Genomic DNA, 26536 nt, shown 5'->3' with positions numbered 1-26536 from the left:
TATTACTATGGATGAAAAAACAATTGTAGTCATCGATGCAGATGGCAAAGAACAAGAAATGGACATTCTCTTCACTTTCGAAGATGATGAGTTTAAAAAATCATATGTTCTCTATGTAGACCCTGCAGATGAAACAGGAGAAGTTTTTGTTTCAAGTTATACTCCAGAAGGAGAACTTGAGTCAATTACGGATGAAAAAGAATGGGCAATGATTGAAGAAGTCTTCAACGCTTTCGTAATTCAACATGAAGGTAGCGAACACAATCATGACCACGACCATGACCATGACCACGACCACGATCATGACCATGATCACACACATGAAGAAATTCACTAAAATAAGTTTAGCCGTTGTAAGTTTTCTTATAGCGGCTAGTCTTACGTTTGTACTGATTTATACGTCTCAGTTAAAACCTGTTATGAGCGATTCATCGCCAATTGTGTTTAAGGTTGATGCAGGGGAAACGTCCAATTCTGTTATCGATAAACTTGGAAACGAAGGTATCATTCGTTCTAGCATGATGACCAAGTTACAGGCTCGTTTATCAGGTAAACGATCTGTTTTCGAAGGATACTTTGAACTAGACAAATCATGGTCATCGGAAGAAATCTTAAACTACATAACAAACCCCAATAACGCTGCACCGATGGAAGCAACAGTTACTCTGGTCGAAGGTAGCTGGGCCAAAGATATGGCTGAAGAAATTGAGAAGTATGTTGACGTAAAAAAAGAAGACCTCTTAGACTTATGGAATAACAAAGAGTATATTCAAGAGTTAATGAGTAAATATGAATTTTTACCTAAAGAAATTCTTGATAACGAGCATGCTAAAGTATATCTTGAAGGGTTCTTATATCCGGACACCTATACATTTAGAGTTGATTCAGATATTAGAACTGTGACTGAGTTAATACTTAATAATTCAATGCGATATTACGATACATACAAAGAGGCATTAAGCAATTCAAGTTTCTCAATGTATGAATTAATCACACTTGCATCCATTGTTGAGTATGAAGCAAATACACAAGAAGATATGGAAAAAGTAGCTGGTGTATTCATGAATCGCTTGAATCAGGGAATGAGACTTGAATCAAGTGTAACGGTTTGTTATGCCTTGTATGATTTTGATTCATGGGAAGAATGTGAACGAAAAAGTCCAGAATCACCATACAATACATATCGAAATCCTGGCTTAACTCCTGGACCTATCTTAAATCCATCAGTGAAAGCAATTAATGCAACACTTAATTACGGACATCATGACTATCTATTCTTTATTGCAGATGTCCATGGTGATGGAAGTGTTCATTATCAAAAAACGTACGCAGAACATGAAGTCGTACGTAAACAATTACTAGGTTATTAGGAGAGTTATATGGAACCAATTATTATCGGAATAGCAGGTGGAAGTGCTTCAGGTAAATCCAGTATTGCTAATATACTTAAAGAACGCTATGTTGAAACACAAAGTGTTGTGATTATTAAAATGGATGATTACTACAATGATCAATCCAACTTACCAATGGAAGTTCGTTATAAGACTAACTATGACCATCCATTTGCATTTGATATGAATTTACTCGTAAATGACATGCAAAAACTAAAAAAAGGTCAATCTGTTGATAAACCAGTCTATGATTTTATGAATCATACACGTAGCGAATTTACTGAAAAAGTTGATTGCAGTGATGTGATTGTTTTAGAAGGATTGATGGTACTTGAAAATGAAGAAGTAAGAAACTTGCTTGATATTAAAGTGTTCGTTGATACAGCTGCAGATGTTCGTTTCATAAGACGATTAAAGCGAGATGTAAACAAGCGTGGTCGTAGTATGGAAAGTGTTGTTGATCAATATATGACAACAGTACGTGCAATGCATGAACAATTTGTTGAACCATCGAAACGTTATGCTGACATTATTATTCCTGAAGGGGCTCATAATAAGGTGGCAATTGATTTACTAACAACAAAAATAAGTAGTATCATTAAGACTAGTGTGCTATAATTCAATTTTGAGGAGTGATAACATGAGTGAAAGAAATGAAAGAATTCCAGTAACCCAAGAGGGATTGGATGAACTTAATCGTGAGTTACGTCATTTAATTGATGTCGAACGTCCTGACGTTATTGAGGATCTAAAAGCAGCTCGTGCACAAGGTGACTTGTCAGAGAATGCTGATTATGATGCAGCCCGTGATCGTCAAGCACGTGTAGAGGCTCGTATTCGTGAGCTTGAAGCAACAATATCAAAAGTTGAGATTATTGATATTAATGCTAAGAAGAAACATAAAACAGTTGCTTTAGGAGCTACTGTTACTATCTATGACATGGAAATGGAAATTGAAGAAACATTTACTATTGTTGGTTCAGTAGAAGCTGATCCAGAAAATGGTCGACTATCAAACGTTTCTCCATTAGCTCAAGCAATGCTTGAATCTAAAGTTGGAGATGTAGTTGAAGTTGCTGTTGACGAACCATACCAAGTTAAGATTCTAGCAATAAAATAATATAATTTTAAGGACACGATGTATTGATACCACACTTTATAATGAGGTGATTCAATGCAACGTGTTCTTTTTTTATTGTGTATTGCGGGAGTAATCTATACATCTTACTTAGGAATTAGAGATACACATGGTATTCAAGATATTCAAAGAGATAGTATTGATGTAAGTGTCATTTACGAAAATGAGGTCCAAATATATACCTTGGAACCATATGCGACGATGGATGAACTTTTAGAACGTATCGATATCAATGAATCCATGGATTTAAGTAAGTTGAATCGAAGTAAGATACTAGCTCATAGAGATGTTATTACGATAAGTAAGTATAAAGAAACACCTCTAATATCCATAAATAGTGCAACACTAGAGGAGTTAATGGAACTGAATGGCGTGGGTCCATCACTTGCTCAGCAAATTATCGATTATCGTGAAAATATACGTAGCTTTCAAGATTTAGAAGATCTCAAAAATGTTAAAGGATTTGGCGATAAAAAATTCGATGGAGTCAAAGACTTTATATGTCTTTGATGTATCTGCTTACACTTCTTTCGATTACGCATGGAAATTTATATTTGCAGATTTCCTTTGTCTTTGTATATTTCACTCTGCGATTTCACCATAGAAGAAAAATCATTTTCCATATCATTCTGTTACTCATATTTTTTGTAATGTCTTATTGGTATCCTAAACCATCTTTGATAATTGGAGAGGTAGTAGAGATACAAGCAGATTCAATGATTGTTGAGACTGATACCCAAAGAATTGCTGTAAATAAGCTTTATCATGGAAATCTTGGTGATAAGGTGAAAGTAACAGGTGAGATAAAGAAACGTGATATCGCTATAAATCGTCTCATGTATCAAGTGAATAAAGCAGAAATCGAATGTCTTGAGGAAGGTTCAGGCTTAAAAACAAAAATTTGGAAGTATGTAAGTGTGGATCAGCGTTTTAAAAATACTCTTTATGGTGTTTATAATGATGAGAGTTCTATATCAAATTCGTTATCATTACAACTTTCGGGTTTTCATTGGATTGTAGTTGCTTTAATAACTCCTATTATTGGGAGGAAGAATGCAGGAGTAACGAGAAAAGTAATTGACATCTTATTCACATTAATATTTGGGCTAACTTTCAATGTTGTAAGGCTTTACTTAAAAAATCTCAGAAATAAAGAAATGCAAATAATTATCTTGTTGTTACTCTATCCAAATGCAACACGATATATATCATTTTGGTTATCGTTTGGAGTATATCTTGTTCATTCTTTATCACATCGCTTTGAAAACATTCCTCGAATATTCACTCAATTACTTGTTAGTTTGAGAGTTCGATATCAATATTCTTTTCTTGAGCACTCTCTATATCCAGTTACCAAAACGCTTCATGGTTTGTTATTTATTACTGCTCTGGGTGCTCCAGTTTATAGTAAACCTTTTGATTTAGTCTATTTTATTCTTGAGCGATATTATGGTCACCTAAATCACAATGTTCTCAGAAGATTCTTGATAGTGGGAATGCCTAATTTTATGATGCTTCTGATAATTTTCTGTATAGCTTACTTGGGTAAGAAAAAAATTCTCTATTTTTCTACGTGTTTATTAGTTTTGTGGATGATGTATTTTCCGTTTGCAAGATATACCTTTGTAGATGTTGGGCAAGGGGATGCTTCAATCGTTCAACAAGCCTATAACTCTTACACTACTGTCATTGATACTGGAAGAAGTCATGCTTATTACAGCTTAAAAAGCACTTTATATAAACTAGGGATTCGTAGCATTGATCAGATAGTAATCACTCATGAGGATGGTGATCATAGTGAGAACATGAATCGTTTAGTTAGAGACTTCGGAGGCCAAAAAATTACTGAGAAAGGCGAGGAAATCGACTTTTTTATCCAGATATTAGAAGAAAATAAATATGATGATATTAATGAAAACTCACTTATTTTACTAAGTTATACAGGTGTTCTCTTTATGGGAGATGCTGGAATTCATCAAGAATTTGATATTGTTAGTAAATACGATAACTTATCAGTTAGTATTTTGAAATGTGGTCACCATGGTTCAAAGACATCTACTGATTTAGAGTTTTTGAAACATATTAAACCACGCTATGCAATTATTAGCTCGAAGCCCAGTGTCTACGGTCATCCTCATGCAAGTGTGCTAAGGGCGCTTCATAATACTGGAACAACAGCAATTCAAACGTCACAAGAGGGATCAATCACAATAATAATGACCCCATTCTATCAATTCATCAATACATCGAGAGGGATGTTTGATATAATAGATTTGGTGATAAAATGATTGACTTAATCGTGAGTAATAATGATTTTTTAGTAAAAGAAAAAATTAAACAATTAATTGATGAGGAGGTTGCTACTTTTTCAACTGAGGAGATTGTTCGTTTTGATATGATTGAACGAGGCTTCTCGTTTAATAGTGTTGCTGAAGCAATTCAAACGATATCTCTATTTGATACTCGTAAGATTGTGGTATTAACAACACGAGAAAAAGAAATGAAGAAAGAAACTGAAGACATACTTCTCGAACTAGTTCAAAAAGTTCCAGATTCTGTTCACTTAATTATTAACTTAGAGAAGAAACTCTTAGCGAAGTCAGCGCTTAAAAAGTATCTTGATAAGAATTCACGCGTCCATGCGCTTACAAATTCAACAGATCTTGTTAATGAATATGTTCGAAGTGAAATAAAGAAAAGAAATATTAAAATGAAACAGAGTGTAATTTTTGAGTTCTTAGATCGAGTGGGTGACGATTTATCAAAAATACGAAATGAAATGGATAAGTTTGAAGTGCTTGATCGAGAAATTACAAGTAATGATATCGAACTCTTGGTGGCTAAAAATATTGACGACAATATCTTTGCCTTGAGTGATGCTATAGTAAAAAAAGACAAAGAACGTGTCTTCTCTTTGTATCAAGATTTTCTCAATTTGAAAATTGATCCATTAGCATTAGTAGGGATGGTTGCAGCAGGTCTTCGAAGAATGTATCAAGTTAATGCATTGATTGAATCCCAATATTCAAGCGCGATGATAGCAGAACAACTTGGGATGTCTGAAAAGCAAGCCTACTATCTTACAAGAAATCAACAAGCAAATCCCAAGAAAATAATGGATTTACTTAATGAACTTGCAGAACTCGACCAGAAAGTTAAGTCAGGCTTAGTAGATCGCTTTATAGCATTTGAAATGTTTCTAATTAATGTAACGCAATAAAAAAGTTGAGGTCTTGATTTGAAGACTTCAACTTTTCTAATTAAGAAATTGAGTTTACGAGTTTTGCATATGTCGATTTTTGGCGACTCGCAAAGTTTTTGTGATGAATATTACTTGTCACACCTTGATCCAACTTGCTGTTAATGGTGTTAAGAATTTGCTGAGCAGTTTCAACATCATTAGCCTCAATTGCTGAATGTAAACTACGGATCTCTGTACGCAATGCTGATTTTTGTGAACGATTACGTAACTGTGCTTTACGATTGGTAAGAACACGCTTTGCTTGACTTTCAATTTGTGGCATAATAATACCTCCTTTCTATAATCTTAGCACGAATTAGCTTGTAAAAGTGATAAGTTACTGAAAAGGTCTTACTAATTAGCCTTTCTTTTGATTAACTATTCTTTTAACTTGACCGTGAGTCATGGTATAATACAACGTAGGAAGTGATAAATATGCGTATCGTATTTATGGGGACGACCCCTTTTTCATGTGTTGTTCTTCAACAGTTACTGGATGATAAGTATGATGTTGTTGGAGTTGTAACACAGCCAGATAGACCTTTTGGTCGTAAGCAAATTCTAAAACCATCGCCAATAAAAGAATTGGCTTTGTTAAACAACTTAGTAGTATTGCAACCAGAATCTATTCGTAAAGAATATCAAGATGTCTTAGACTTAGAACCAGATTTGATTGTTACATGTGCTTATGGACAAATTGTTCCAAAAGTTATTCTTGATTATCCTAATAAAGGATGTCTTAATGTACACGCATCCTTACTACCCAAGTTTCGTGGGGAGCACCTATTCACTGGTCAATCATTCGTGGTGAAACAGAGACAGGTGTAACACTTATGCATATGGATGTAGGTATGGATAGTGGAGATATGATTGCAAAGCAATCTGTATCAATTGAAGATAAAGATACTATGGGAGATGTGGAAGCAAAATTAATGAAAGCATCCCAGGTATTAATTCATGAGGATCTTAAAAAGTATCTAGCAGGAGAACTTACATCAATTGAACAAGATGAACCACAGGTTACACTTGCATATACCATTAAGAAAGAAGATGAATTTATTAGCTTTAATCGTCATGTAAAAGATGTATATAACCATATAAGAGGTCTTGTTCCATGGCCGGTTGGTTATGGTATCTTGGATGAAAAACGTGTTAAATTACATGCGGCAGAGTATCAACACAAAAAGGTAAACGAACCAGCAGGTACGATTCTCAAAGTAACAACTGAGGGAATAGAAGTTGCTTGCATTGATGGTGTTGTGATTCTAAAACGTTTACAAACTGAGGGGAAACAAGCAATGGATGTTAAAGACATTGCTAATGGAGTCGGTAGAGACTGGACAGGGAAGGTTTTCTTATGAGTGAAAAATACGAAGCAAAAAGAACACAAACATTAGCACTAATCGGTATATTTACAGCAGTTATTACGAGCCTTACATTTATGATTCGAATTCCGAGTCCTTCTTCTGGATATATTAATCTAGGAGACTCAGCAATTATGCTTGCAACACTTGTACTTCCATTTAGAGGAGCCGTTGTTGCAGCAGGTGTTGGTAGTGCATTAGCAGATATCTTTGCAGGATATTTAATCTATGCACCATTTACTTTCTTTATTAAAATATTAGAAGTAATCGTCATATATCTATTAAGACGTTACTTAAATACTAACAAATACTTTATTCCATTCTTTGCAGGAGGGCTTGTAATGGCTCTATCTTATGCAATTGTTGATGGTATTATGCTCATGGGCATTGGTGCTTTCTTTATTTCATTAGGAAGTAATATTGGCCAAGGAGTCGTTTCAGCTATGATAGTAACCGTAGTATATCCGAAATTCAATAAAATGGTTACGCAGCTTAGGGGTTTAGATACATGAATCAAAAAAACATTCGAAATTTTTCAATTATTGCTCATATAGACCATGGTAAGTCTACATTAGCAGACCGTATTTTAGAAAGTACGGAAACAGTTAGCAATCGTGATATGCAAAGTCAACTTCTTGATCAACTTGATCTTGAACGTGAACGTGGTATTACGATAAAACTTAATGCTGTTCAACTTAAATATCACGCCAAAGATGGCGAGGATTATATTTTCCATTTGATAGATACTCCAGGTCACGTTGACTTCACCTATGAGGTATCACGATCATTAGCAGCTTGTGAAGGTGCTATTTTAATCGTCGATGCAACTCAAGGTATTCAAGCTCAAACACTTGCGAATGCTTATTTAGCTATCGAGAACGATTTGGAAATAATGGTTGTTATCAATAAGATTGATTTACCATCAGCAGATCCAGAACGTGTAAAACAAGAAATTGAAGACGTTTTAGGAATCGATGCAAGTGATGCGCCGTTAATCTCTGCAAAAACAGGGCTCAATATAGATCAAGTATTAGAAGCAATTGTTCAGAAAATACCCGCTCCACGTGGTGATAATAATGCACCACTTAAAGCGCTAGTCTTTGATTCAATTTACGATTCATACCGCGGTGTTATTGTGTATGTCCGTATTGAAGAAGGACACGTAAAAGTTGGCGATGAAATTCAGTTTATGGAATCGGGAGCTGTCTTTGAAGTAACAGAACTCGGTATTCGTAATCCTAAAGAAGTGAAGAAAAAAGAACTAGTCACTGGTGAAGTAGGGTGGATTAGTGCTTCAATTAAATCCATTCGTGAAGTTTCAGTAGGGGATACCATTACACTGAAAGATAATCCTGCAGAAAAAGCTTTACCTGGTTATCGTAAACTTAATCCAATGGTTTACTGTGGATTATATCCAATTGATTCAAAACGCTATACAGATTTACGTGAAGCACTTGAAAAGATGTCGCTCAATGACTCTTCACTTGTGTTTGAACCAGAAACATCTCAAGCTCTAGGTTTTGGATTCCGATGTGGATTCCTTGGTCTACTCCATATGGACGTTATTCAAGAACGCCTTGAAAGAGAATTCCAATTTGACCTCATTGCAACAGCACCATCTGTAGAATTCCATGTTCACCAAACAAATGGTGAGATGATAAAGATTGATAACCCTTCGAAGATGCCTATTTCAAACGTTATAGACCATGTTGAAGAACCTTTTGTAAAAGCCCAAGTTATTGTTCCGTCAGAATATGTTGGTGCAGTTATGGAGCTTTGCCAAAACAAACGTGGAGTCTATGTTGATATGCAAGCGATTGACTCATCACGTATGAACATTATTTATAACTTACCGCTTGTTGAAATTGTTTTTGATTTCTTTGATAAATTAAAGTCATCAACACGAGGTTATGCTTCTTTTGATTACGAGTTTATTGGCTATCAAACATCCAAACTCGTTAAGATGGATATCCTTCTTAATGGCGAGGTTGTGGATGCTCTTTCAACAATTGTGCACCGTGACTTTGCATACCATCGTGGTAAAGCAATTACCGATAAACTGAGAACATTAATTCCAAGACAACAATTTGAAGTTCCTATCCAGGCTGCAATTAACCAAAAAGTTATTGCGCGATCAACTATTAAAGCATTACGTAAAAACGTTATTGCGAAATGTTATGGTGGGGATATCAGTCGTAAGAAAAAACTTCTTGAGAAGCAAAAAGAAGGTAAGAAACGCATGAAGCAAGTTGGTAGCGTAGAAATACCTCAAGAAGCATTCATGGCCGTTTTATCAATGGACGATGAATAGTAGAATATTTGAGCAAATCCAAGAGATGCGAAAGCATTTCTCTTGGGATGAAACAGATACAATTGAATTTATGGTAAATGCTATCCAAGAAGAGTCATTAGAACTTATTGAAAGTCTAAATGAAGATGAAGAAGCATTTCAAAAAGAACTAGCGGATGTGTTAATGTATGCATTCGCTATTTGCATTGATAAGAATTACGATGTAGAAACTCTCATCGAAACGAAGATTCAAGAGGTGATGAAGCGTGAGTACTAAAGCATTATATGTACATATTCCGTTCTGTGATCATATTTGTGGTTACTGTGACTTTACAAGATTTAAGTATGGTCGCGTAATTTCAGACGACTTTATGATACGTTTGATTCAACAAATTAACGCCTTACCAAATGATTTAGAGACAATCTATGTTGGTGGAGGAACACCTACTTCATTAGAATTTGATCAGTTAGAAGCCTTGTTACAAGCATTGAAACCACACCTTGCAAGTAAGTATGAATGGACCTTTGAAGGGAACCCAGAAAACCTTACGTTTGAAAAAGTATCGCTATTACACTCATATGGAGTCAACCGAATGAGTTTAGGGGTGCAAACATCAAATGATGACTTGTTAGAATCGATTGGACGTCACCATAAGTTTTATGATGTCGGTAAGGGTGTCACTTTACTTCGTGAAGTAGGGATTCATAATATATCACTAGACCTTATGTATGGTTTACCAGGTCAGTCTTTAGAAAGTTTTAAGACATCGATTAGCGATGTTCTTTCACTACAACCTGATCATGTTTCAATCTATGCATTAACAGTTGAGCCAAACTCATTGTTTGGACGACGTGGAATAAAACAAGTTCCAATTGAACTTGAGACTGAAATGTTTCTAACGTGTATTGAGATGATGACTGAAGCAGGATATGAACACTATGAAATATCAAACTTTGCACTACCTGGACGACGAAGCGAACATAATCAAGTCTATTGGCGATACGAAGATTTTTATGCACTCGGTCCAGGTTCTAGTCTGAAAGTAGATCATCAACGTAAAACATGGACTGTGCGACTTGGAGAATACCTCCAAAAAGATGCATTCAAAGAAGTTATCGACTTAAGTTTAGAAGATGAAATGTTTGAATTTGTAATGATGGGACTAAGAATACGAGAAGGTATAGAATACCGTAGGTTTGAAGAACGATTCGGTGTATCGATGCAATCAGTGTTTCAAGATGCCATTCAAGAAGGTGTTAATAAAAAGCTTCTTTTAGCTACAGAAGAAGGAATTATGACGACTTTTGAAGGCTATGTAATGCTTGATGATGTCTTACTTCCGTTTATGGATATTTTAGGTGATGAATAAGAGACCAAGATTGGTCTCTTTTCTTTCTAAAGATTTGTATATAAAGTAAATAAAAAGAACTTTAAAGTGGTATAATGATAATATATTTTACGAGTAAACTATAATCTAAGTGAAATTTACGCACAAAAAATGAATATGGCAGAGGTAGCAGGACTCGAACCATATCAAAACTAATTTTCAAAATGAAAAGTTGCAAGCAATACATTGATCCAAATAAAACAACACAAAATAACTATATTTTATCAAAGATTAATAAGTCAGTCGTGTTATAGGAGGCATTTATGAAGGCGTTTAGGAATTTCGTTTTTTCAAGTTTAATAGTGTTATCAGCATTAGTTTTTATTAATTTAAATTTTGGTTTAGACATTACTGGGAATGTGGGAGCATTATTTGAAGGAACTGAATATGTTGAAGAACTTAAAGCCGTTACTTCATTAGAACCAATTGTAGAAATGGTTCCAGTAGAGTACAAAGAAACAGTTACCGAAGTTATCGAACAGATTACATCAGATCCTAAAACACAGAAAGTAATAAACAATCAAGTAAATACCGTTATTAATGATATTGCAAAGGGAACAATGACTGTTGATGAAGCTTATATGCAAGCAGAACTTGCAGGTCTTATCGATACTTATGCCCCAGCAATTGAAAAAGCTACGAATAAAACAATTACTAAAGAAGTAATTAAAACACGAATGCAAGAAGTTGTTACGGGATATGATGTGAAGACAGTCTATGAGAAAGTTATCAACCAAGTCCAGAAACAACTTACTCCTTCACAAATTAAAATGATTAATCTTGCAAATGATGTTCAAAATGCAGGTACTACTTGGAAGACAGTATCTTTAGTTGTTATGGGAATTAGTGTTCTTGCATTAATAGGCTTTAATCTCAAGTTTGACTGGATAAAAAAATTACTTCCAATCGCAATTATCTTATTTGTATTTACGTTTATTAGTAAAGTGCTCGTGAGAATCGTAATCAATACTTTCGCAAGTAAAGCAGGTCTTGATGCAAGTACATTAAATATTAGTTATTCATTTTACTCAAATGTAATGATAGCATTAGTTGTAATTGCGGTACTCAGTATCGTAGGAGCATTTCTTGTACATAAATATGATGAAAGGATGTATCTATGATGATTGAAGGTATTTATATCATAATTATTATTGTTGTATCGTTTTTATTGATTGTTACTATTGCAGCTACAATCGTAAATAAATCAAGAATTAAACATGAAAATCGTAAATCACGTGAGTATAGTGATACTTCAAAGATGCGCTTTGATAAATCAGGTGAAATACGTTTTGCAAAGCCTGTAAGTGTACCGGAACCGCATATAATACCAAATGATGAAGTTTCTAAACAGCGTACTGAAAAGAAAACTGTTGAGAAACGTGAACCAGTTCTTGCTCCAATTCGTAATACTGAAACTGTTTATTCGGTAGATAACACAGAACGTTCAGTGAATGAACTTGATAAGACATCTAAACCTATAATTAATGTAGGTGCTCCAAAACAACCGCAAAAGAGCAAGATTGTGATTAGCGGTGTATTAAAAGACGAAATTTTAGGACTTTTATACCAGAATAAAAAAGTTCAAGCAATTAAACGCGTTCGTGAAGAAAAAGGTTTAAGCCTTGTTGATTCGAAAAAAATAGTTGAAGAACTCGAGTCGCGCATAAGCGAACTATAGTTAATACTGTATTCAAATCTAATTGGTAAGAGAAAATAAGATTGCTTACAAAAGGTATCTTGTTTACTCCTTCATGACTATGCTATAATAAATTAAATCGATGATCATAAGAGTATTCATAGCCTTGATGTTAAGAGAGTTGTTGGATGGTGCGAAACAATCACAAACTATGAAGAAAGTCCTATGTGAGATAATTTACCGAACATTGAGTAAGTAAATTCGTTCCTGGCGTTAACAGAAGTAGAGGCTCTTTATTGAGCGAATTAAGGTGGAACCACGATAACATCGTCCTTTGGATGGTGTTTTTTTATTTGTAAAGGAGAGAGTGTCATGAGTAAAGAATTAGCACAGAAGTATAATCATAAACAAGTTGAAGAAGGAAAATACCGTAATTGGGTTGAAAAAGGATATTTTACAGCGGGGGATACAAACAAAACTCCGTATTCAATAGTAATACCACCACCAAACGTAACAGGGAAACTCCACTTAGGTCATGCTTGGGATAATACACTGCAAGATATCGCAGGCCGTTATCAAAGGTTATTAGGGAAAGATGTTCTCTATTTACCAGGAATGGATCATGCTGGTATTGCGACACAAGCGAAAGTCGATGAACGCTTACGTGAACAAGGAATCTCTCGTTATGATTTAGGTCGTGAGGGTTTCTTAGATCAAGCTTGGGATTGGAAAGAAGAATATGCAGGTCATATCCGTGAACAATGGGAAAAACTTGGTATCTCCGTAGATTATTCAAGAGAACGATTCACATTGGATGAAGGTCTTAATAAAGCGGTTAATAAAGTTTTCGTAGACTTATATAACGAAGGCTTAATTTATCGCGGATACAGAATCATTAACTGGGATGTACAAGCACAAACAGCTTTATCAAACATCGAAGTTGATCACATCGAAGTAGAAGGTGCATTCTATACTTTCGAATATACTGTTGAGGAAGATGGTACAAAGCTTGCAGTTGCAACCACACGTCCTGAGACAATGTTTGGTGATGTTTGTATTGTTGTTCACCCTGATGATGAACGCTACCAACACTTAATTGGTAAGCACGCAATAAACCCAGCTAATAATGAAAGTCTACCAATTATAGCTGATAGTTATATTGATATTGAATTTGGAACAGGAGTAATGAAATGTACACCTGCTCATGATCCTAATGACTACGAGATTGGTAAACGTCACAATTTAGAAATGCCAATTTGTATGAATCCTGATGGTACGATGAATGCTTTAGCACATCAATTTGAAGGAATGGATCGTTTTGACGCACGTAAAGCTTTAGTAGAGTATATTAAAGAACAAGGGAAGTTAATATCAATTGAGAAACATGTTCACTCTGTAGGTCACTCAGAACGTACTGGAGTTATTGTTGAGCCATACTTATCTGAACAATGGTTTGTAAAGATGAAGCCACTAGCAGATGAAGTTCTTGAACAACAAAAGACAGATGATCCAATCAAATTTTATCCAGAACGCTTTAATCATACCTTTACACAATGGTTAGAGAATATTGAAGACTGGACAATTTCACGTCAACTATGGTGGGGACATCGTATTCCTGCATGGTTCCACAAAGAGACTGGAGAAACCTATGTAGGACTTGAAGCTCCACAAGATATTGAAAACTGGAATCAAGATGAAGATGTTCTTGATACATGGTTCTCATCGGCACTATGGCCATTTTCAACCTTAGGGTGGCCAGAAAATACTGCAGATCTAGAACGATATTACCCAACTGACTTAATGGTTACAGGATATGACATTATCTTCTTCTGGGTAGCTCGTATGGCTTTCCAAGGACGTCACTTCACAAAGAAAAATCCTTTCAAACATGTCTTAATGCACGGACTTATTCGTGATGAACAAGGTCGTAAAATGAGTAAATCATTAGGTAACGGTGTTGATCCGATGGATGTTATTGAAAAGTATGGTGTTGATTCACTTCGCTTCTTCCTAACAACCAATTCCTCACCAGGACAAGATATGCGTTATATTGAAGAAAAAGTTGAAGCTTCATGGAACTTTATTAATAAGATTTGGAATGCTTCACGATTTGTAAAGATGCATGTAGGTGATACCTATTACGACATTAATAAAGCAAAACTCAATCAAGTAGATCGCTATATTTTGAATCAGTTCAATGAAACACTTGTTGAGATTACAGGTAATATGAATAAATATGAATATTCTCTAGTAGGGAATACGATCACGCGTTTTGCATGGGATGATTTCTGTAGTTGGTACTTGGAATTAAGTAAAACAGGACTTCAAAGTAGTGATGAAGAAGTAGTCTATGCAACAAAAGCTACTTTAGCTTTCGTACTAAAACAAATCACAATTATGCTTCATCCATTCATGCCATTTGTAACAGAAGAAATCTATGCTACTCTACCAGGTGCTGGTGATACAATTATGTATGAAGCATGGCCACATGAATTAGAAATTAATCAAGAAGGCTTAAAGGATGTTGCCTTCATGATTGATGCGATTAGTAAAGTGCGTGAAGCTCGTGTAAGTTATGATGTTAAACCTTCTAAACCTCTTAGTGCAGCTCTTAAGGACTCCACAGGAAGTAATTATCCACTTACTGATGTTCTTGCTTCAATGTTTGAAAGTATGGCAAGAGTAAGCTTAAATACGCTTGAAGGGGATACCTTATCACTTCCTATTGGTGGTGGATCACTCCTTCTACTTGAATCAGAACTTGTAGATAAAGAGGCATTAATCGAAAAGCTTAATAAAGAAAAAATACGTTTAGAAGGTGAAATTAAACGTGGAGAGTCAATGTTAGCGAATGAGAAATTTACTTCTAAAGCTCCAGAAGCTAAAGTAAATGAAGAACGTCAAAAACTTGAAGAATATAAACGACAATTAAGTGTTGTTGTAGAACAGTTGCAATAATCTATGGAACAAATACTCGATAGCCTTGTTGCTGTTATTAGCATGATATGTCGCTTTGATGTCAAGAAAGATCCACGTGGTGCTCGAAGAAAGAGTTTGTTGATTCTATTAATATTATTTGTAGGATTGCAAGTTGCTGTATTCTGGTCACTGCTTAATAAGTAAAAGAAAGCTCAAGTTCAGTTAAGAACTTGAGCTTTAGCTTATTCAATTGGTGTAAATACAAATTTCTTAAAGAGTGAAGTGGTGATAAGGTATGCTGCAACGATACCAAATACCCACATTAAGTGAACACTTGAAATTACTTGAAGTTCAATTGATTCTGCTAATGGTGTTAGGACAAAGAGTAAGGTAACAGCAACAGCACTTAAACTTGTACCAATTAACACTTTAGATGGCATATTCTTTGTTGAGAAACTGTGTTTGCTTCGTATTACGAAGATAATAAGTGCTTGTGACAGAATTCCAAATGCAAACCAGAAAGTATGGAATAGTGTTTGTTGTTCAATGGATGTAACTCCAAATACAAAGTAGAGAACCACAAAGCAAGTAATATCAAAGATTGAACTTAGAGGACCGAAGATCTTCATGAAACGGATTAAAGATTCTGTTTCAAGTCGACGAGGTTTCTCTAACTCTTCATCAGTACAGTTATCAAATGGAATACCCATTTGTGCAAGATCACTAATTAAGTTTTGAACTAAGATATGAACTGGTAGAAGTGGTAGGAAAGGGATGAAGAGGCTAGCAACGATTACTGAAATCATATTACCGACGTTACCACTTACCGCCATTTCTAGATATTTAATCATGTTTACGATTGTTTTGCGTCCTTCAAGAATTCCTTCTTCAAGAACCATTAAATCTTTTTTAAGTAGAATAATGTCTGCAGAGTCTTTCGCAATATCAACTGCAGTATCAACGGAAATACCGACATCCGCTTGTTTTAAAGCTAGAGCATCGTTAATTCCATCACCCATGAAGCCAACAGTATGTTTGTTCTCTTGATATGCTCTGACGATACGTTGCTTTTGATCAGGTGATACTTTTGCATAAAGATGACAGGTATCGACAATACTTCTAAGTTCTTCATCACTCATCGCTTCGATTTCTTCGCCAAGATAAACGATTTCAGTATCAATACCTACTTTACTACTTACTTTCTTAGCAACACCCATGCTATCACCTGTAATAACTACGACATCAACACCATGGCGGTAGAGACTTTCGATAGTTGGTTTAGCACTTTCTTTAGGTGGATCTAAGAAACCAATAAATCCAATAAGAACGAGATCGTTTTCATCTTCGATTCCAAATTCGTGGTCTCGAGGAATATCATTCTTTTGAGCAACAGCAATCATTCGTAAACCATCGTGATTATGTTGCATATAAACTTCCATTGCTTCATCACGTGTTTCTTGATCAAGGATTTTTACTTCACCACCACGATCAATGTATTTACAACGCTCCATTATTTCTTCAACGGCACCTTTAGTAATCAGTTGACGTTTGTCTTTTGGATCTTCGAGAATAACACTCATACGACGACGTGCGAAATCAAAAGGAATTTCATCTACTACTGTGTAGTAGTTTACAAGGTCATCCATACCATAGGATTCAGCACGATTAATAATTGCTAAATCGATAAGATTCTTTAACCCACTTTGGAAGTAGGAGTTTAAGAATGCATGGCGAAGTACGCGCATGTCATCTTCTCCGTTAACATCCATATATCGTTCAAGAATGATGTCATCTTGAGTGATTGTTCCAGTTTTATCGGTACATAGAATATCCATTTCTCCAAATGAAGAAATTGAACTTTGTGATTTAACGATTGTTTGATGTTTTGCCATGTTAATAGCACCACGAGCTAAACCACTACTTAAGATTACAGGTAGCATTTCTGGAGTTAAACCAACTGCTACTGTAAGCGCGAATAAGAATGCTTCAATAAAATCATGTTTAAGAAAACCATTAATGACAAAAATGATTGGAAGCATAATAATCATTAGTCTCATTAAGAGTCTACTTACTTTACTTATACTTACTTCAAAACTATTTGTACGACGTGTTTCTTTTAAACTTCGATTCATTGTTCCTAAATAGGTATCATCGCCTGTACGGATTACGATTGCGCGAGCACTACCTGAAACGACGTTAGTTCCCATAAGACAAAGATTTGAATAATCAGCAACATTTGACATGCTTTCTTCATCAAAGCGAACAAATTTTTCAATAGGTTGACTTTCTCCAGTAAGTGTAGCTTGTGATAAGAACAAGTCCTTAGCAGAAATTACACGCATATCAGAAGGAACAATATCTCCAGCAGACAATCTAACAATATCTCCAAGTACGAGTTCATCGATTGGAATCTCAATGAAATCACCATCACGCAATGCAGCAGTGGTGTTGGAAACCATATTTAATAGTTTTTCACTTGCAGCACTTGAACGTTCATCTTGGATGAAAGATATAAGTGTTGAAATGATTACTATAACTGACAAGATTGAAATTGTTAAGTAATCCTTTTGTTGTGTTAAAAGGATATCAGTAATAAAAGTAATTAAGATAACTACCAGTAAGACAAGGTTAAAAGGATTGATAAGTACGTTTACGAATCCAATAATTGGATTTTTCTTTTTACCTTGTGACATTTTATTTGGGCCAAGCTCTTCGAGTTTCTTTTCAGCTTCCTCTTGAGTATACCCGTTTTTATTTGCGTCAAGCGCAACAAATAAGTCTTCTTGTTGACTTTTTAGCAGTTCAAGAAGACGATTCGTTTTGTTTGTCATGACAAACCCTCCCATTCAATTTTCGTGAATGTTATGAGCGATCGATTAGGCTAAGTTATATGGTGACCCCAAGGGGTCATCGTCGCTAGAACATTCGATAATACACATTTGCCTACAACTCTGAACTTCCATGAAGCCACCTCCCTTTTGTTTAAATATATCAAAAAACGGGTAAAAACGCAACGATAAAGAGCACTGTATTTTTGCCCTTTAAGTGTGGTATAATTGCAAAAATGGTAGGAGGGTACTATGAAAAAAACAATACTTTTTGATCTTGATGGAACATTACTTCCAATGGATGCACAAAAATTCGAAGAAGCATACATTGGTTCACTAACTAATTACACCAAAAATATAATAAATCCCAAAGAAATGGGAATGAAATTATGGCGAGCGACTGGAATTATGATTAAAAGTGATGATAAGTCAATGACAAATGAACAAACTTTTTACAGTGAGTTCGAAAAATTACTGGATTCATCCACTTACAACAAAATACTGGAAGTTATTGACTCTTATTATGATAATGATTTTGATGTAGCTAAAACTGCCACAGGATTTCATAAAGATATGCCTAAAGTAGTACGCTACCTAAAAGATAAAGGTTATCGCGTGATATTAGCGACAAATCCAATGTTACCAAGAACTGCCACAGATAAGAGAATATCTTGGGCAGGATTGAATGTGGATGACTTTGATCATGTTACTCGATTTGAGGAATACGTTCACTGTAAACCGAATCCATTATATTATGAAGACATTATCAGTAAGTTTGATTTGGATCCTAGTGAATGTGTTATGGTTGGTAACGATGCGCAAGAAGATATGATGACAAAGCAATTTGGCTTTGAAACATGGTTGTTGACAGATGATTTAATTGATCGTGGTCAAGAATACCATGCAGACTGGATTGGTACTAGAGACGATTTACTTGAAAAAATAATGGAGGTTTTTAAATGATAGTTGGATCAGTTAAAGAAATTAAACAAGCAGAAAATAGAGTAGGCTTAATTCCCAGCCATGTAAAAACGTATATAAATGCGGGTCATAGTGTTTATGTAGAAAAAGGATTAGGAATTGGAAGTGGTTTTGAAGACCAAGAATACGAAGAGGCTGGAGCAATTCTTTGTGATGATCCAAAAGATGTTTGGGAGAAATCTGAATTAATTATTAAAGTTAAAGAACCTTTAGAGAGTGAATTTAAGTTTCTAAGACCCAATCTAATTATTTTTACGTATTTACACTTAGCAGATAACATGAAATTAACACAAGCAATGCTTGATCAAAAAGTGACAAGTTTTGCGTATGAGACAATTACTGATAGCAATGGTTTCTTACCGCTTCTAAAACCTATGTCTGAGATTGCAGGACGTCTTGCGATTAAAGAAGGGGAGAAATATCTTCAAGGACAATTTGGAGGTAAAGCGAAACTCTTATCAGGAGTTGCAGGTGTTGCACCTGGACATGTCGTTGTTATTGGAACAGGAATTGTAGGTTACAATGCATGTAAGACTGCAATAGACTCAGGAGCTCGCGTTACCGTTCTTGGAATTGATAACAGTCGCCTTGATTATTTTGCTGAGAAGTTTGGTGGAATTATCACCACATTATTCAGTACAGAAGAAAACATTAAGAAAGCAATTAAAGATGCTGATATTATTGTGGGTAGTGTGCTTATTCGTGGAGACCGTGCACCGCGTGTGATTCGTCGCGAACACCTATCACTAATGGAAAAAGGAACAGTAATGGTTGATGTGTCCATTGACCAAGGTGGTTGTTTCGAAACAAGTAGAACAACAACTCATAGTGATCCAGTCTTTGTGCTTGATGGTATTGTTCATTACTGTGTTGGCAACATGCCTGGGGTTGTATCACGCACATCAACAGAGAGTTTAACAAATGCAACACTTGCATATGGACTGAAAATTGCAAGCCAAGGTGTTAAATGTGTTGAGTCTAATAAGGGTCTATATAATGGGCTAAACACCTATAATGGTACTGTTTCGAACAAAAATGTTGCGAATGCCTTGGATCTTGAATATATTCCTTATGAAAACTAGGTTAAAATAGTGACCTATTAGGTCATATTTGATACAATGTAGAAAAGGAGGTGGCCGTCATACCGAATGTTATTACACATGGACTTATGGCGCTTGATGTTTATAACAAACTTGAAACCTCAGAAGTCCAAATGGCAATATCGAATCATCCTAGAGCTTATCTTTTAGGAAGTAATGGTCCTGATATTCTATTTTATTACAAAGTCTTTCCTTGGGAAAATCAGGAACTGAACCAAATCATTGCGAAAATAGGTAACGAAGTTCATAGTACACATGTTAATGAATTCTATACTTATGCGATTGCTTTGATTCATGATATAAAAGATGAGAATCGTCGTCAAATCTTACTTGCTTATTTAGCTGGCCACTTAATGCACTGGTCACTTGATTCTCTAGCTCATCCATTTGTGTTTTATCGCAGTGGTGAGATAGATGGCCCCACACGCTATTGGCATTATCGATATGAGTCGATGATAGATGCTCTGATGTTGGCATATGTGAAACGTAAAGACATGCGTACGGTCAAGGTGAAACGATTCCTTGATGTGTCAGATGAAGAACGTCGTGCAATTGCTTCATTCTATCAAATGATTCTCGCAGAAGTCTTTGATGTTGTAATCAGTCCATCCGTTATTGATGATGCGATTGTTACTATGAAACGTGCAGTAGAACTACTCTACGATCCAAAAAATATCAAAACTCCTGTAATCAAGAAATTTGAGAATCAATTCTTAGAACCATGGCAATTATCAAGTCATATTGTGAATTCACAACTTGACTCAGAACATGACATTTTAAATCTAAGACACGAGGCATGGTCAAATCCAACAGATATTAATGATGTATCAACATTGAGTTTTGTTGATTTATACGATTATTCCATTAAGTTGGGACAATTACTAATCGATCGATTTGACGCAATACTCAAAGGTGAATTTGATAATTTTGATGATATTATTCAAAATTGTCAATATGATACAGGAAGACCTGTTGGGGTCGAAATGAAGTATTACGGAAATATCTACCAAGATTAAATTAGAGGAGGAATTACTATGTTGATTAATATTCATGGCAAAAATGTTGAAATTACAGAGGCAATGCAAGAGGCTGTTGAAAAGAAATTACAATTTATTGATAAATATTTCGAGACAGATGACTCATGGCGTGCAAATGTGATTGTTAATACATATCCAGCAGGAGTGAAAGTCGAAGTTACCATTACATCTAAATTTAGCCCATTACGTGCTGAGGTAATAAACGAAGATTTCTATTCTGCATTAGACAAAGTAGTTCATAAATTAGAAGATCAAATTCGTCGTCATAAGACACGTCTATCAAAACGTCGTCGTGAAAGTCTCTCAGAAGCTTTCATTGAAATGATTGAAGGAAGTGAAACACCTCAAGTTGAGGAGGCAGAATTAGTTCGTACAAAGACTATTAATGCTGAAGAAATGAACCTAAATGATGCCATTCTCGCAATGGAAATGTTAGGACATACATTCTTCATCTATACAGATGATGAAACACATGAAGTTGCAGTAGTTTATAAACGTCATGATGGCGACTATGGCTTATTAGAAGTAGAACAATAAAAAGAAGTTTAATTACAGTAATTTGTGATATAATAATGCAAACGGAGGATTGGACATGAGCTTTAAAGACAAATTTAAAAATTTCATAACACCTGTAGATGAAGATGAATACATCGAATTTGAAGATGAAGAGGTAGAAAACTTGAGTGAATACGAAACACCAAGAAAAGCTGAAACTTCAAAATTACCAAGTGATACTAAAATGGTATTATTCGAACCACGTTCATTTGAAGAATCAGAAGAAGTTGCGCGTTATCTCAAAGATAAACGTGCTGCAGTTGTAAACTTACATCGTTTACAACGTGATTATGCACAACGCACAATTGATTTCCTAACAGGAGTTGTGTTTGCTCTAGACGGATCAATTCAAAAAATTGGTCATAACGTAATTCTATGTACACCACGTACAATAGGAGTACAGGGCGAAATTAGTATGAATCTTGAAGATATCGATTCATAATATACTATGAGCCGCAAAAACGATTTTCGTATCATGCGACAAGGCTACGATCGTTTTGAGGTCGATCAAGCGATTGACGAACTTAAACGGGAGAAGGATGTCTTGCTTCGACAAGCACAAATCAATAAGAAGCAAATAGAAACCTTACAAGAACAATGTAATGTCGTAAAAAAACGTTACCAGCAACTTGTAGGAGAAATTGCAGTTAGAGAACGTGCTTCAGAAGAAATGTCACGTCTAGCACTTCGTGAAGCGAACAGCATAATTGATAATGCTCGTAGTAACGCAGATATGATTGTTAGAGAAGCAATGTCAACCTCACGTCAAGTACTTATTGAGATAGCACGGATATCCAATGAGTCACATTTACTCCGTGATGAATTAAAAGATAAATTAGAAAAACTAGAAGAGGCAATCGATGGTTTAGAACTACCAGATAGCCCCGACTTAAGTTTAATAAGCGATGATTAAGACAGGCTGTTTGTTTATTTACTTATAGAGACTTTGCGCTTGGTGGAAGCAAAGAGTAAAGGATAAATAGTATCCCTTATGAGCATGATTTCTGAACTTTAGTAAGAATCACGTTGGCGGCGTTAACGCATTGAAGTGCACTGGATATTTTGTTCAGTGAATTAAGGTGGTACCACGCGAAAGCGTCCTTTCGATAGGACGCTTTTTCTATTGAAAATAGGAGAGATAGTTATGAATTACAAAGATACATTGTTGTTACCAACAACAGAATTTGAGATGAGAGGTAATCTCAATAAAAAAGAACCTCTAATCCAAGCAAAATGGGATGAAATTGAACTTTATGAAAAAATGCTTAAAGTACGTGAAGAGGAAGGTGCAGAACAATTCGTTCTTCATGATGGGCCTCCATATGCGAATGGTAACATTCATATTGGTCATGCTCTAAACTCAATTCAAAAAGACTTCTTAGTTCGTACTAAGTTTATGGCAGGATTTAAAACACCATACCGTCCAGGTTGGGATACTCATGGATTGCCTATTGAAACAGCAATTCAAAAACTTGGAGTAGATCGTAAGTCAATGCCATTATATGAATTCCGTGAGTTGTGTGAGAAATATGCACGTGAACAAGTAGAAATTCAAAAACGTGACTTTAAATCATTAGGTAAGATCGGTGATTACAAGAACCCATACCTAACATTGAGTAAAGATTATGTTGCAACACAAATTCGTGTTTTCGCAGCAATGGCTCTTAAAGGAATGATTTTCAAGGGCTAAAACCGGTATACTGGTCACCATCCAGTGAAACTGCATTAGCTGAAGCTGAAATCGAATACTATGATCGTAAAGACCCAGCTATCTATATTGCATTTAATGTAGTAGATGGTAAAGGTGTGTTGGATGAGAATGACCGTCTTGTGATTTGGACAACGACTCCTTGGACTATTCCTGCAAACCTTGCGATTTCTGTAAATCCAGACTTAGATTACGTATTGATTAAAACAGAAAAAGGCAATTTAGTAATGCTCGAGTCTCGTGTAGAGGCTGTTATGAAAGAATTAGAACTCTCAGAATATGAGATTCTAAAAACTTTTAAAGGACAAGAATTAGAATATGTTACATACAAGCATCCGCTTTATGATCGTATCTCACCAGTAATCTTGGGAGATCACGTAACTGATGAAGCAGGTACAGGTGCTGTCCATACTGCTCCTGACCATGGGGTAGAAGACTTTGAAGTAGGTCAAAAATATGGAATTAAACCAATTGCTCCAGTTGATGCACAAGGTCACTTGAATGAAAAAACAGGTGAATTTGCAGGTATGTATTTTGAAAAAGCAAACAAAGAAGTGACACTTCGTCTTGAAGAAGAAAAAGCACTTCTTAAACTAGACTTCTTTACTCACAGTTATGCACATGACTGGCGAACAAAGAAACCAATTATTTATCGTGCAACTACACAATGGTTTGCATCCATTGATAGCATTCGTGATCAATTGCTTGAAGAGATTGCAAATGTAAACTGGGTTCCAAGTTGGGGCGAGAAACGTATGCACAATATGATTAAAGACCGTGGAGATTGGACAATTTCCCGTCAACGTGCATGGGGTGTTCCAATTCCTATTTTCTATGCAGAAGATGGAACTCCAATTATGGAAGAAGTTGTATTCAATCATGTTGCTGATTTATTCGATGAGTTTGGTGCAAACATTTGGTTTGAAAAAGAAGCTAAAGACTTATTACCTGAAGGCTATACACATCCAAATTCACCAAATGGACTCTTCACGAAAGAACAAGATATTATGGATGTTTGGTTTGATTCTGGATCATCCCATACTGCTGCACTTAATTTAAATGAAACTCCACTTCCAGTTGATGCTTATGCTGAAGGAGCTGACCAATTTAGAGGTTGGTTCAACTCATCATTAATTATTTCTGTTGCGGTTCACGGAGTAGCTCCATATAAGAATGTTATTACCCATGGTTTCATCAAACTTGATAGTGGTGAGAAGATGAGTAAATCAAAATCAAACGGACTCTCTCCAAACGAAATCACATCATCACTTGGTGCTGATATTCTAAGACTTTGGGTAGCTAGTGTTGATTATCATTCAGATATTACAATGTCGATGGATTTACTAAAACAAGTTAGTGAATCATATAGAAAAATTCGTAATACATTTAGATTCATGCATGGTAACTTGAAGAACTTTGACTATGCTCGTGATGCTGTAGCTATCGAAGATATGTCAATTCTCAACCGTTATGTTCTAAATGAAACTATTAGAATCAATAATGAATCACAAAAAGCATACGCTGCTTTTGATTATCAAAAGGCAACGACAGCGATTCTTAATTCATTAATTAATACAATGTCGTCATATTACTTAGACTATACAAAAGATATTCTCTATTTAAATAAAGAAGATGATAAAGCGCGTCGTGAAATTCAAACAGTAATCTACTTAACACTTAAAGCATATTCAAGACTTCTAGCACCAATTCTTGTTCATACAACAGAAGAGTTACATTCATTCTTCAATGAGGGTGAAGAAAGTATTCACTTAACTCGCTTTGAAGCAACTCGTGAAGAAATTCTAAGTGATGAAGAAAAAGTAATGATGACAGAACTCTTTAAGCTTCGTGAAACTGTATTTAAAGCATTAGAAGAAAAACGAGCAAGTAAAGAGATTGGTAAATCACTTGAAGCAAGTGTTGCGATTTCAACAGATGCAAAAACATTATCTTCATTAGAAACTGTATTGGGATCTCACTTAGCACAATGGTTTATTGTGTCTAACGTTGAACTTCATGAAGGTGATGAGAGTGTTGAAGTTTCTCGATTCGAAGGACATACATGTCCACGTTGTTGGAATGTTGTTGAAACTGTAGACGAAGATGGATTGTGCGAACGATGCCATCATGTAATTCACAACTAGATATGAAGATAACTTCAGTTAATAACGATTTTGTAAAGAAACTGGTGAAGCTATCAAAGAAAAAGTATCGTGATGAAGCTTCACAACTACTTGTTGAAGGAGAACATCTTTACGAAGAGGTTCTTAAAGCTGGACTCAAGCATCAAACAATCGGTCTAGATTGTACTTATGATATTGAAATCAATGAAGCTATTGCTGAAAAGATTTCGCAAACCAAGTCGGGTTCTAGTAATTTTACGCTAGTAACGAAACCTGAATACCAACTTGATGTATCTGGTAGTAGGTACTTACTGTGTGATGGAATTCAAGATCCAGGCAACCTGGGTACAATAATTCGCACTGCACATAGCTTTGACTTTGACGCAATCATCGTTTCAGATGATACGGTTGATGAGTATAATGATAAAGTCGTTCGTTCAACTCAGGGATCCATATTTCATATCCCAGTAATACGAATGAACTTGATTGAAGCAATTGCTTCATTGTCAGAGAATGGCGTTGCTACGTATGCAACATATCTTGGTGATGATACCATTGCGTTATCGGATATTCAGGATGAACGCTTGGCGTTTGTCTTGGGTAGTGAAGGTTCAGGTATTAAGGAAAGTACAAAAAAAGCATGTAAGCAATCTGTTAAGATTGAGACATCAAATTTTGAATCACTAAATGTGGCAATAGCTGCAGCAATAATTAGTTATACTTTCAGAAGCAAATAGTGAGCTAAGTAAGCTTTCAGTTTAGGGTTTAATGCAGAGCGTTTCAAACCTTTCATAGACGAGCTAAAAGCCTGTAATATTTTATATTACAGGCTTTTGT

Annotated in this window: 25 protein-coding genes, 2 pseudogenes and 2 other annotated features; of the genes and pseudogenes, 25 read left to right on the top strand and 2 right to left on the bottom strand. The window is 35.4% G+C overall.

Annotated elements, in window-relative coordinates:
* The first annotated feature begins 7 nt into the window (after positions 1–7).
* The 7 genes from G7059_RS07580 (at position 8) to holA (ending at position 5749) form a co-directional block, all read left to right on the top strand.
* On the top strand, positions 8–337 hold the full coding sequence (locus G7059_RS07580; protein WP_166081482.1) for a DUF1292 domain-containing protein: 330 nt from the start codon (positions 8–10) through the stop codon (positions 335–337).
* Positions 321–1370: an endolytic transglycosylase MltG gene (gene mltG, locus G7059_RS07575; RefSeq protein ID WP_166081481.1), complete on the top strand. Its 1050-nt coding sequence runs from the start codon at positions 321–323 to the stop codon at positions 1368–1370. Before G7059_RS07580 ends, mltG begins: the two co-directional genes overlap by 17 nt.
* Before the next feature lie 9 nt (positions 1371–1379).
* Positions 1380–2009: a uridine kinase gene (gene udk, locus G7059_RS07570; protein WP_166081480.1), complete on the top strand. Its 630-nt coding sequence runs from the start codon at positions 1380–1382 to the stop codon at positions 2007–2009.
* A gap of 22 nt (positions 2010–2031) precedes the next feature.
* The gene (gene greA, locus G7059_RS07565; RefSeq protein ID WP_166081479.1) at positions 2032–2511 is read left to right on the top strand and encodes a transcription elongation factor GreA; all 480 of its coding nucleotides are present in this window, start codon (positions 2032–2034) and stop codon (positions 2509–2511) included.
* Positions 2512–2565: 54 nt separating this feature from the next.
* Complete coding sequence (locus tag G7059_RS07560) at positions 2566–3039, top strand: ComEA family DNA-binding protein (RefSeq protein ID WP_166081478.1); 474 nt, start codon at positions 2566–2568, stop codon at positions 3037–3039.
* A gap of 167 nt (positions 3040–3206) precedes the next feature.
* Complete coding sequence (locus tag G7059_RS07555; RefSeq protein WP_166081476.1) at positions 3207–4817, top strand: ComEC/Rec2 family competence protein; 1611 nt, start codon at positions 3207–3209, stop codon at positions 4815–4817.
* Complete coding sequence (gene holA, locus G7059_RS07550) at positions 4814–5749, top strand: DNA polymerase III subunit delta (RefSeq protein WP_166081475.1); 936 nt, start codon at positions 4814–4816, stop codon at positions 5747–5749. Before G7059_RS07555 ends, holA begins: the two co-directional genes overlap by 4 nt.
* Before the next feature lie 40 nt (positions 5750–5789).
* On the opposite strand, the gene rpsT is transcribed toward holA, so the two are convergent.
* Positions 5790–6053, bottom strand: coding sequence for a 30S ribosomal protein S20 (gene rpsT / locus G7059_RS07545; RefSeq protein WP_166081474.1), 264 nt, complete (start codon positions 6051–6053; stop codon positions 5790–5792).
* A gap of 152 nt (positions 6054–6205) precedes the next feature.
* Here rpsT and G7059_RS10555 point away from each other — a divergent pair.
* The 10 genes and pseudogenes from G7059_RS10555 to G7059_RS07500 all read left to right on the top strand — a co-directional run.
* Positions 6206–6660 (top strand): annotated as a pseudogene (locus G7059_RS10555) (methionyl-tRNA formyltransferase); the annotation flags it as partial.
* Positions 6637–7131 (top strand): methionyl-tRNA formyltransferase, encoded by a 495-nt coding sequence (locus G7059_RS10550; protein ID WP_370519190.1) that lies wholly within the window; start codon positions 6637–6639, stop codon positions 7129–7131. The pseudogene G7059_RS10555 and the gene G7059_RS10550, both read left to right, overlap by 24 nt.
* Positions 7128–7646: an ECF transporter S component gene (locus tag G7059_RS07535; RefSeq protein WP_166081472.1), complete on the top strand. Its 519-nt coding sequence runs from the start codon at positions 7128–7130 to the stop codon at positions 7644–7646. Before G7059_RS10550 ends, G7059_RS07535 begins: the two co-directional genes overlap by 4 nt.
* Positions 7643–9445 carry a translation elongation factor 4 gene (lepA, locus tag G7059_RS07530; protein WP_166081471.1) on the top strand — a complete coding sequence of 601 codons (1803 nt, stop codon included), beginning with the start codon at positions 7643–7645 and terminating at the stop codon, positions 9443–9445. The genes G7059_RS07535 and lepA overlap by 4 nt, the downstream gene beginning before the upstream one ends.
* Positions 9438–9701: a MazG nucleotide pyrophosphohydrolase domain-containing protein gene (locus G7059_RS07525; protein WP_166081470.1), complete on the top strand. Its 264-nt coding sequence runs from the start codon at positions 9438–9440 to the stop codon at positions 9699–9701. The genes lepA and G7059_RS07525 overlap by 8 nt, the downstream gene beginning before the upstream one ends.
* Positions 9691–10794: a radical SAM family heme chaperone HemW gene (gene hemW / locus G7059_RS07520; protein ID WP_166081469.1), complete on the top strand. Its 1104-nt coding sequence runs from the start codon at positions 9691–9693 to the stop codon at positions 10792–10794. The genes G7059_RS07525 and hemW overlap by 11 nt, the downstream gene beginning before the upstream one ends.
* Before the next feature lie 281 nt (positions 10795–11075).
* On the top strand, positions 11076–11933 hold the full coding sequence (locus tag G7059_RS07515) for a hypothetical protein (protein WP_166081468.1): 858 nt from the start codon (positions 11076–11078) through the stop codon (positions 11931–11933).
* Positions 11930–12490 carry a ribosomal protein L7/L12 gene (locus tag G7059_RS07510; RefSeq protein ID WP_166081467.1) on the top strand — a complete coding sequence of 187 codons (561 nt, stop codon included), beginning with the start codon at positions 11930–11932 and terminating at the stop codon, positions 12488–12490. The genes G7059_RS07515 and G7059_RS07510 overlap by 4 nt, the downstream gene beginning before the upstream one ends.
* 91 nt (positions 12491–12581) lie before the next feature.
* Positions 12582–12786, top strand: a binding site (T-box leader).
* 34 nt (positions 12787–12820) lie between these two features.
* Positions 12821–15406: a valine--tRNA ligase gene (locus G7059_RS07505; protein ID WP_166081466.1), complete on the top strand. Its 2586-nt coding sequence runs from the start codon at positions 12821–12823 to the stop codon at positions 15404–15406.
* Between the two features lie 3 nt (positions 15407–15409).
* Positions 15410–15571: a hypothetical protein gene (locus G7059_RS07500; RefSeq protein ID WP_166081464.1), complete on the top strand. Its 162-nt coding sequence runs from the start codon at positions 15410–15412 to the stop codon at positions 15569–15571.
* A 38-nt stretch (positions 15572–15609) separates the two neighbouring features.
* Here G7059_RS07500 and mgtA read toward each other — a convergent pair whose 3' ends face one another.
* Positions 15610–18198: a magnesium-translocating P-type ATPase gene (gene mgtA / locus G7059_RS07495; protein WP_166081463.1), complete on the bottom strand. Its 2589-nt coding sequence runs from the start codon at positions 18196–18198 to the stop codon at positions 15610–15612.
* Between the two features lie 249 nt (positions 18199–18447).
* On the opposite strand from mgtA, the gene G7059_RS07490 reads away from it, so the two are divergent.
* From G7059_RS07490 to G7059_RS07455, 8 genes and pseudogenes are all read left to right on the top strand, one after another.
* On the top strand, positions 18448–19158 hold the full coding sequence (locus G7059_RS07490; RefSeq protein ID WP_166081462.1) for an HAD family hydrolase: 711 nt from the start codon (positions 18448–18450) through the stop codon (positions 19156–19158).
* Entirely contained in the window at positions 19155–20258 is a 1104-nt protein-coding gene (ald, locus tag G7059_RS07485) for an alanine dehydrogenase (RefSeq protein ID WP_166081461.1), read from the top strand. The genes G7059_RS07490 and ald overlap by 4 nt, the downstream gene beginning before the upstream one ends.
* Positions 20259–20344: 86 nt before the next feature.
* The gene (locus G7059_RS07480; RefSeq protein WP_240920474.1) at positions 20345–21292 is read left to right on the top strand and encodes a zinc dependent phospholipase C family protein; all 948 of its coding nucleotides are present in this window, start codon (positions 20345–20347) and stop codon (positions 21290–21292) included.
* Between the two features lie 18 nt (positions 21293–21310).
* On the top strand, positions 21311–21850 hold the full coding sequence (hpf, locus tag G7059_RS07475; protein WP_166081459.1) for a ribosome hibernation-promoting factor, HPF/YfiA family: 540 nt from the start codon (positions 21311–21313) through the stop codon (positions 21848–21850).
* Positions 21851–21905: 55 nt separating this feature from the next.
* The gene (locus tag G7059_RS07470; RefSeq protein ID WP_166081458.1) at positions 21906–22310 is read left to right on the top strand and encodes a cell division protein SepF; all 405 of its coding nucleotides are present in this window, start codon (positions 21906–21908) and stop codon (positions 22308–22310) included.
* A 6-nt stretch (positions 22311–22316) separates the two neighbouring features.
* Entirely contained in the window at positions 22317–22781 is a 465-nt protein-coding gene (locus tag G7059_RS07465) for a DivIVA domain-containing protein (RefSeq protein WP_240920472.1), read from the top strand.
* Positions 22765–22974, top strand: a binding site (T-box leader). It overlaps the preceding gene by 17 nt.
* Positions 22975–23012: 38 nt before the next feature.
* A pseudogene (gene ileS / locus G7059_RS07460) lies at positions 23013–25720 on the top strand (isoleucine--tRNA ligase).
* Positions 25721–25722: 2 nt separating this feature from the next.
* Positions 25723–26436, top strand: coding sequence for an RNA methyltransferase (locus G7059_RS07455; protein WP_166081456.1), 714 nt, complete (start codon positions 25723–25725; stop codon positions 26434–26436).
* The last annotated feature ends 100 nt before the right edge of the window (positions 26437–26536 follow it).

This window comes from Erysipelothrix sp. HDW6A (genome assembly GCF_011400295.1).
In the GTDB taxonomy this organism is placed as follows: Bacteria; Bacillota_I; Bacilli_A; order Erysipelotrichales; family Erysipelotrichaceae; genus Erysipelothrix.
This window is presented reverse-complemented; position numbering and strand designations above follow the sequence as displayed.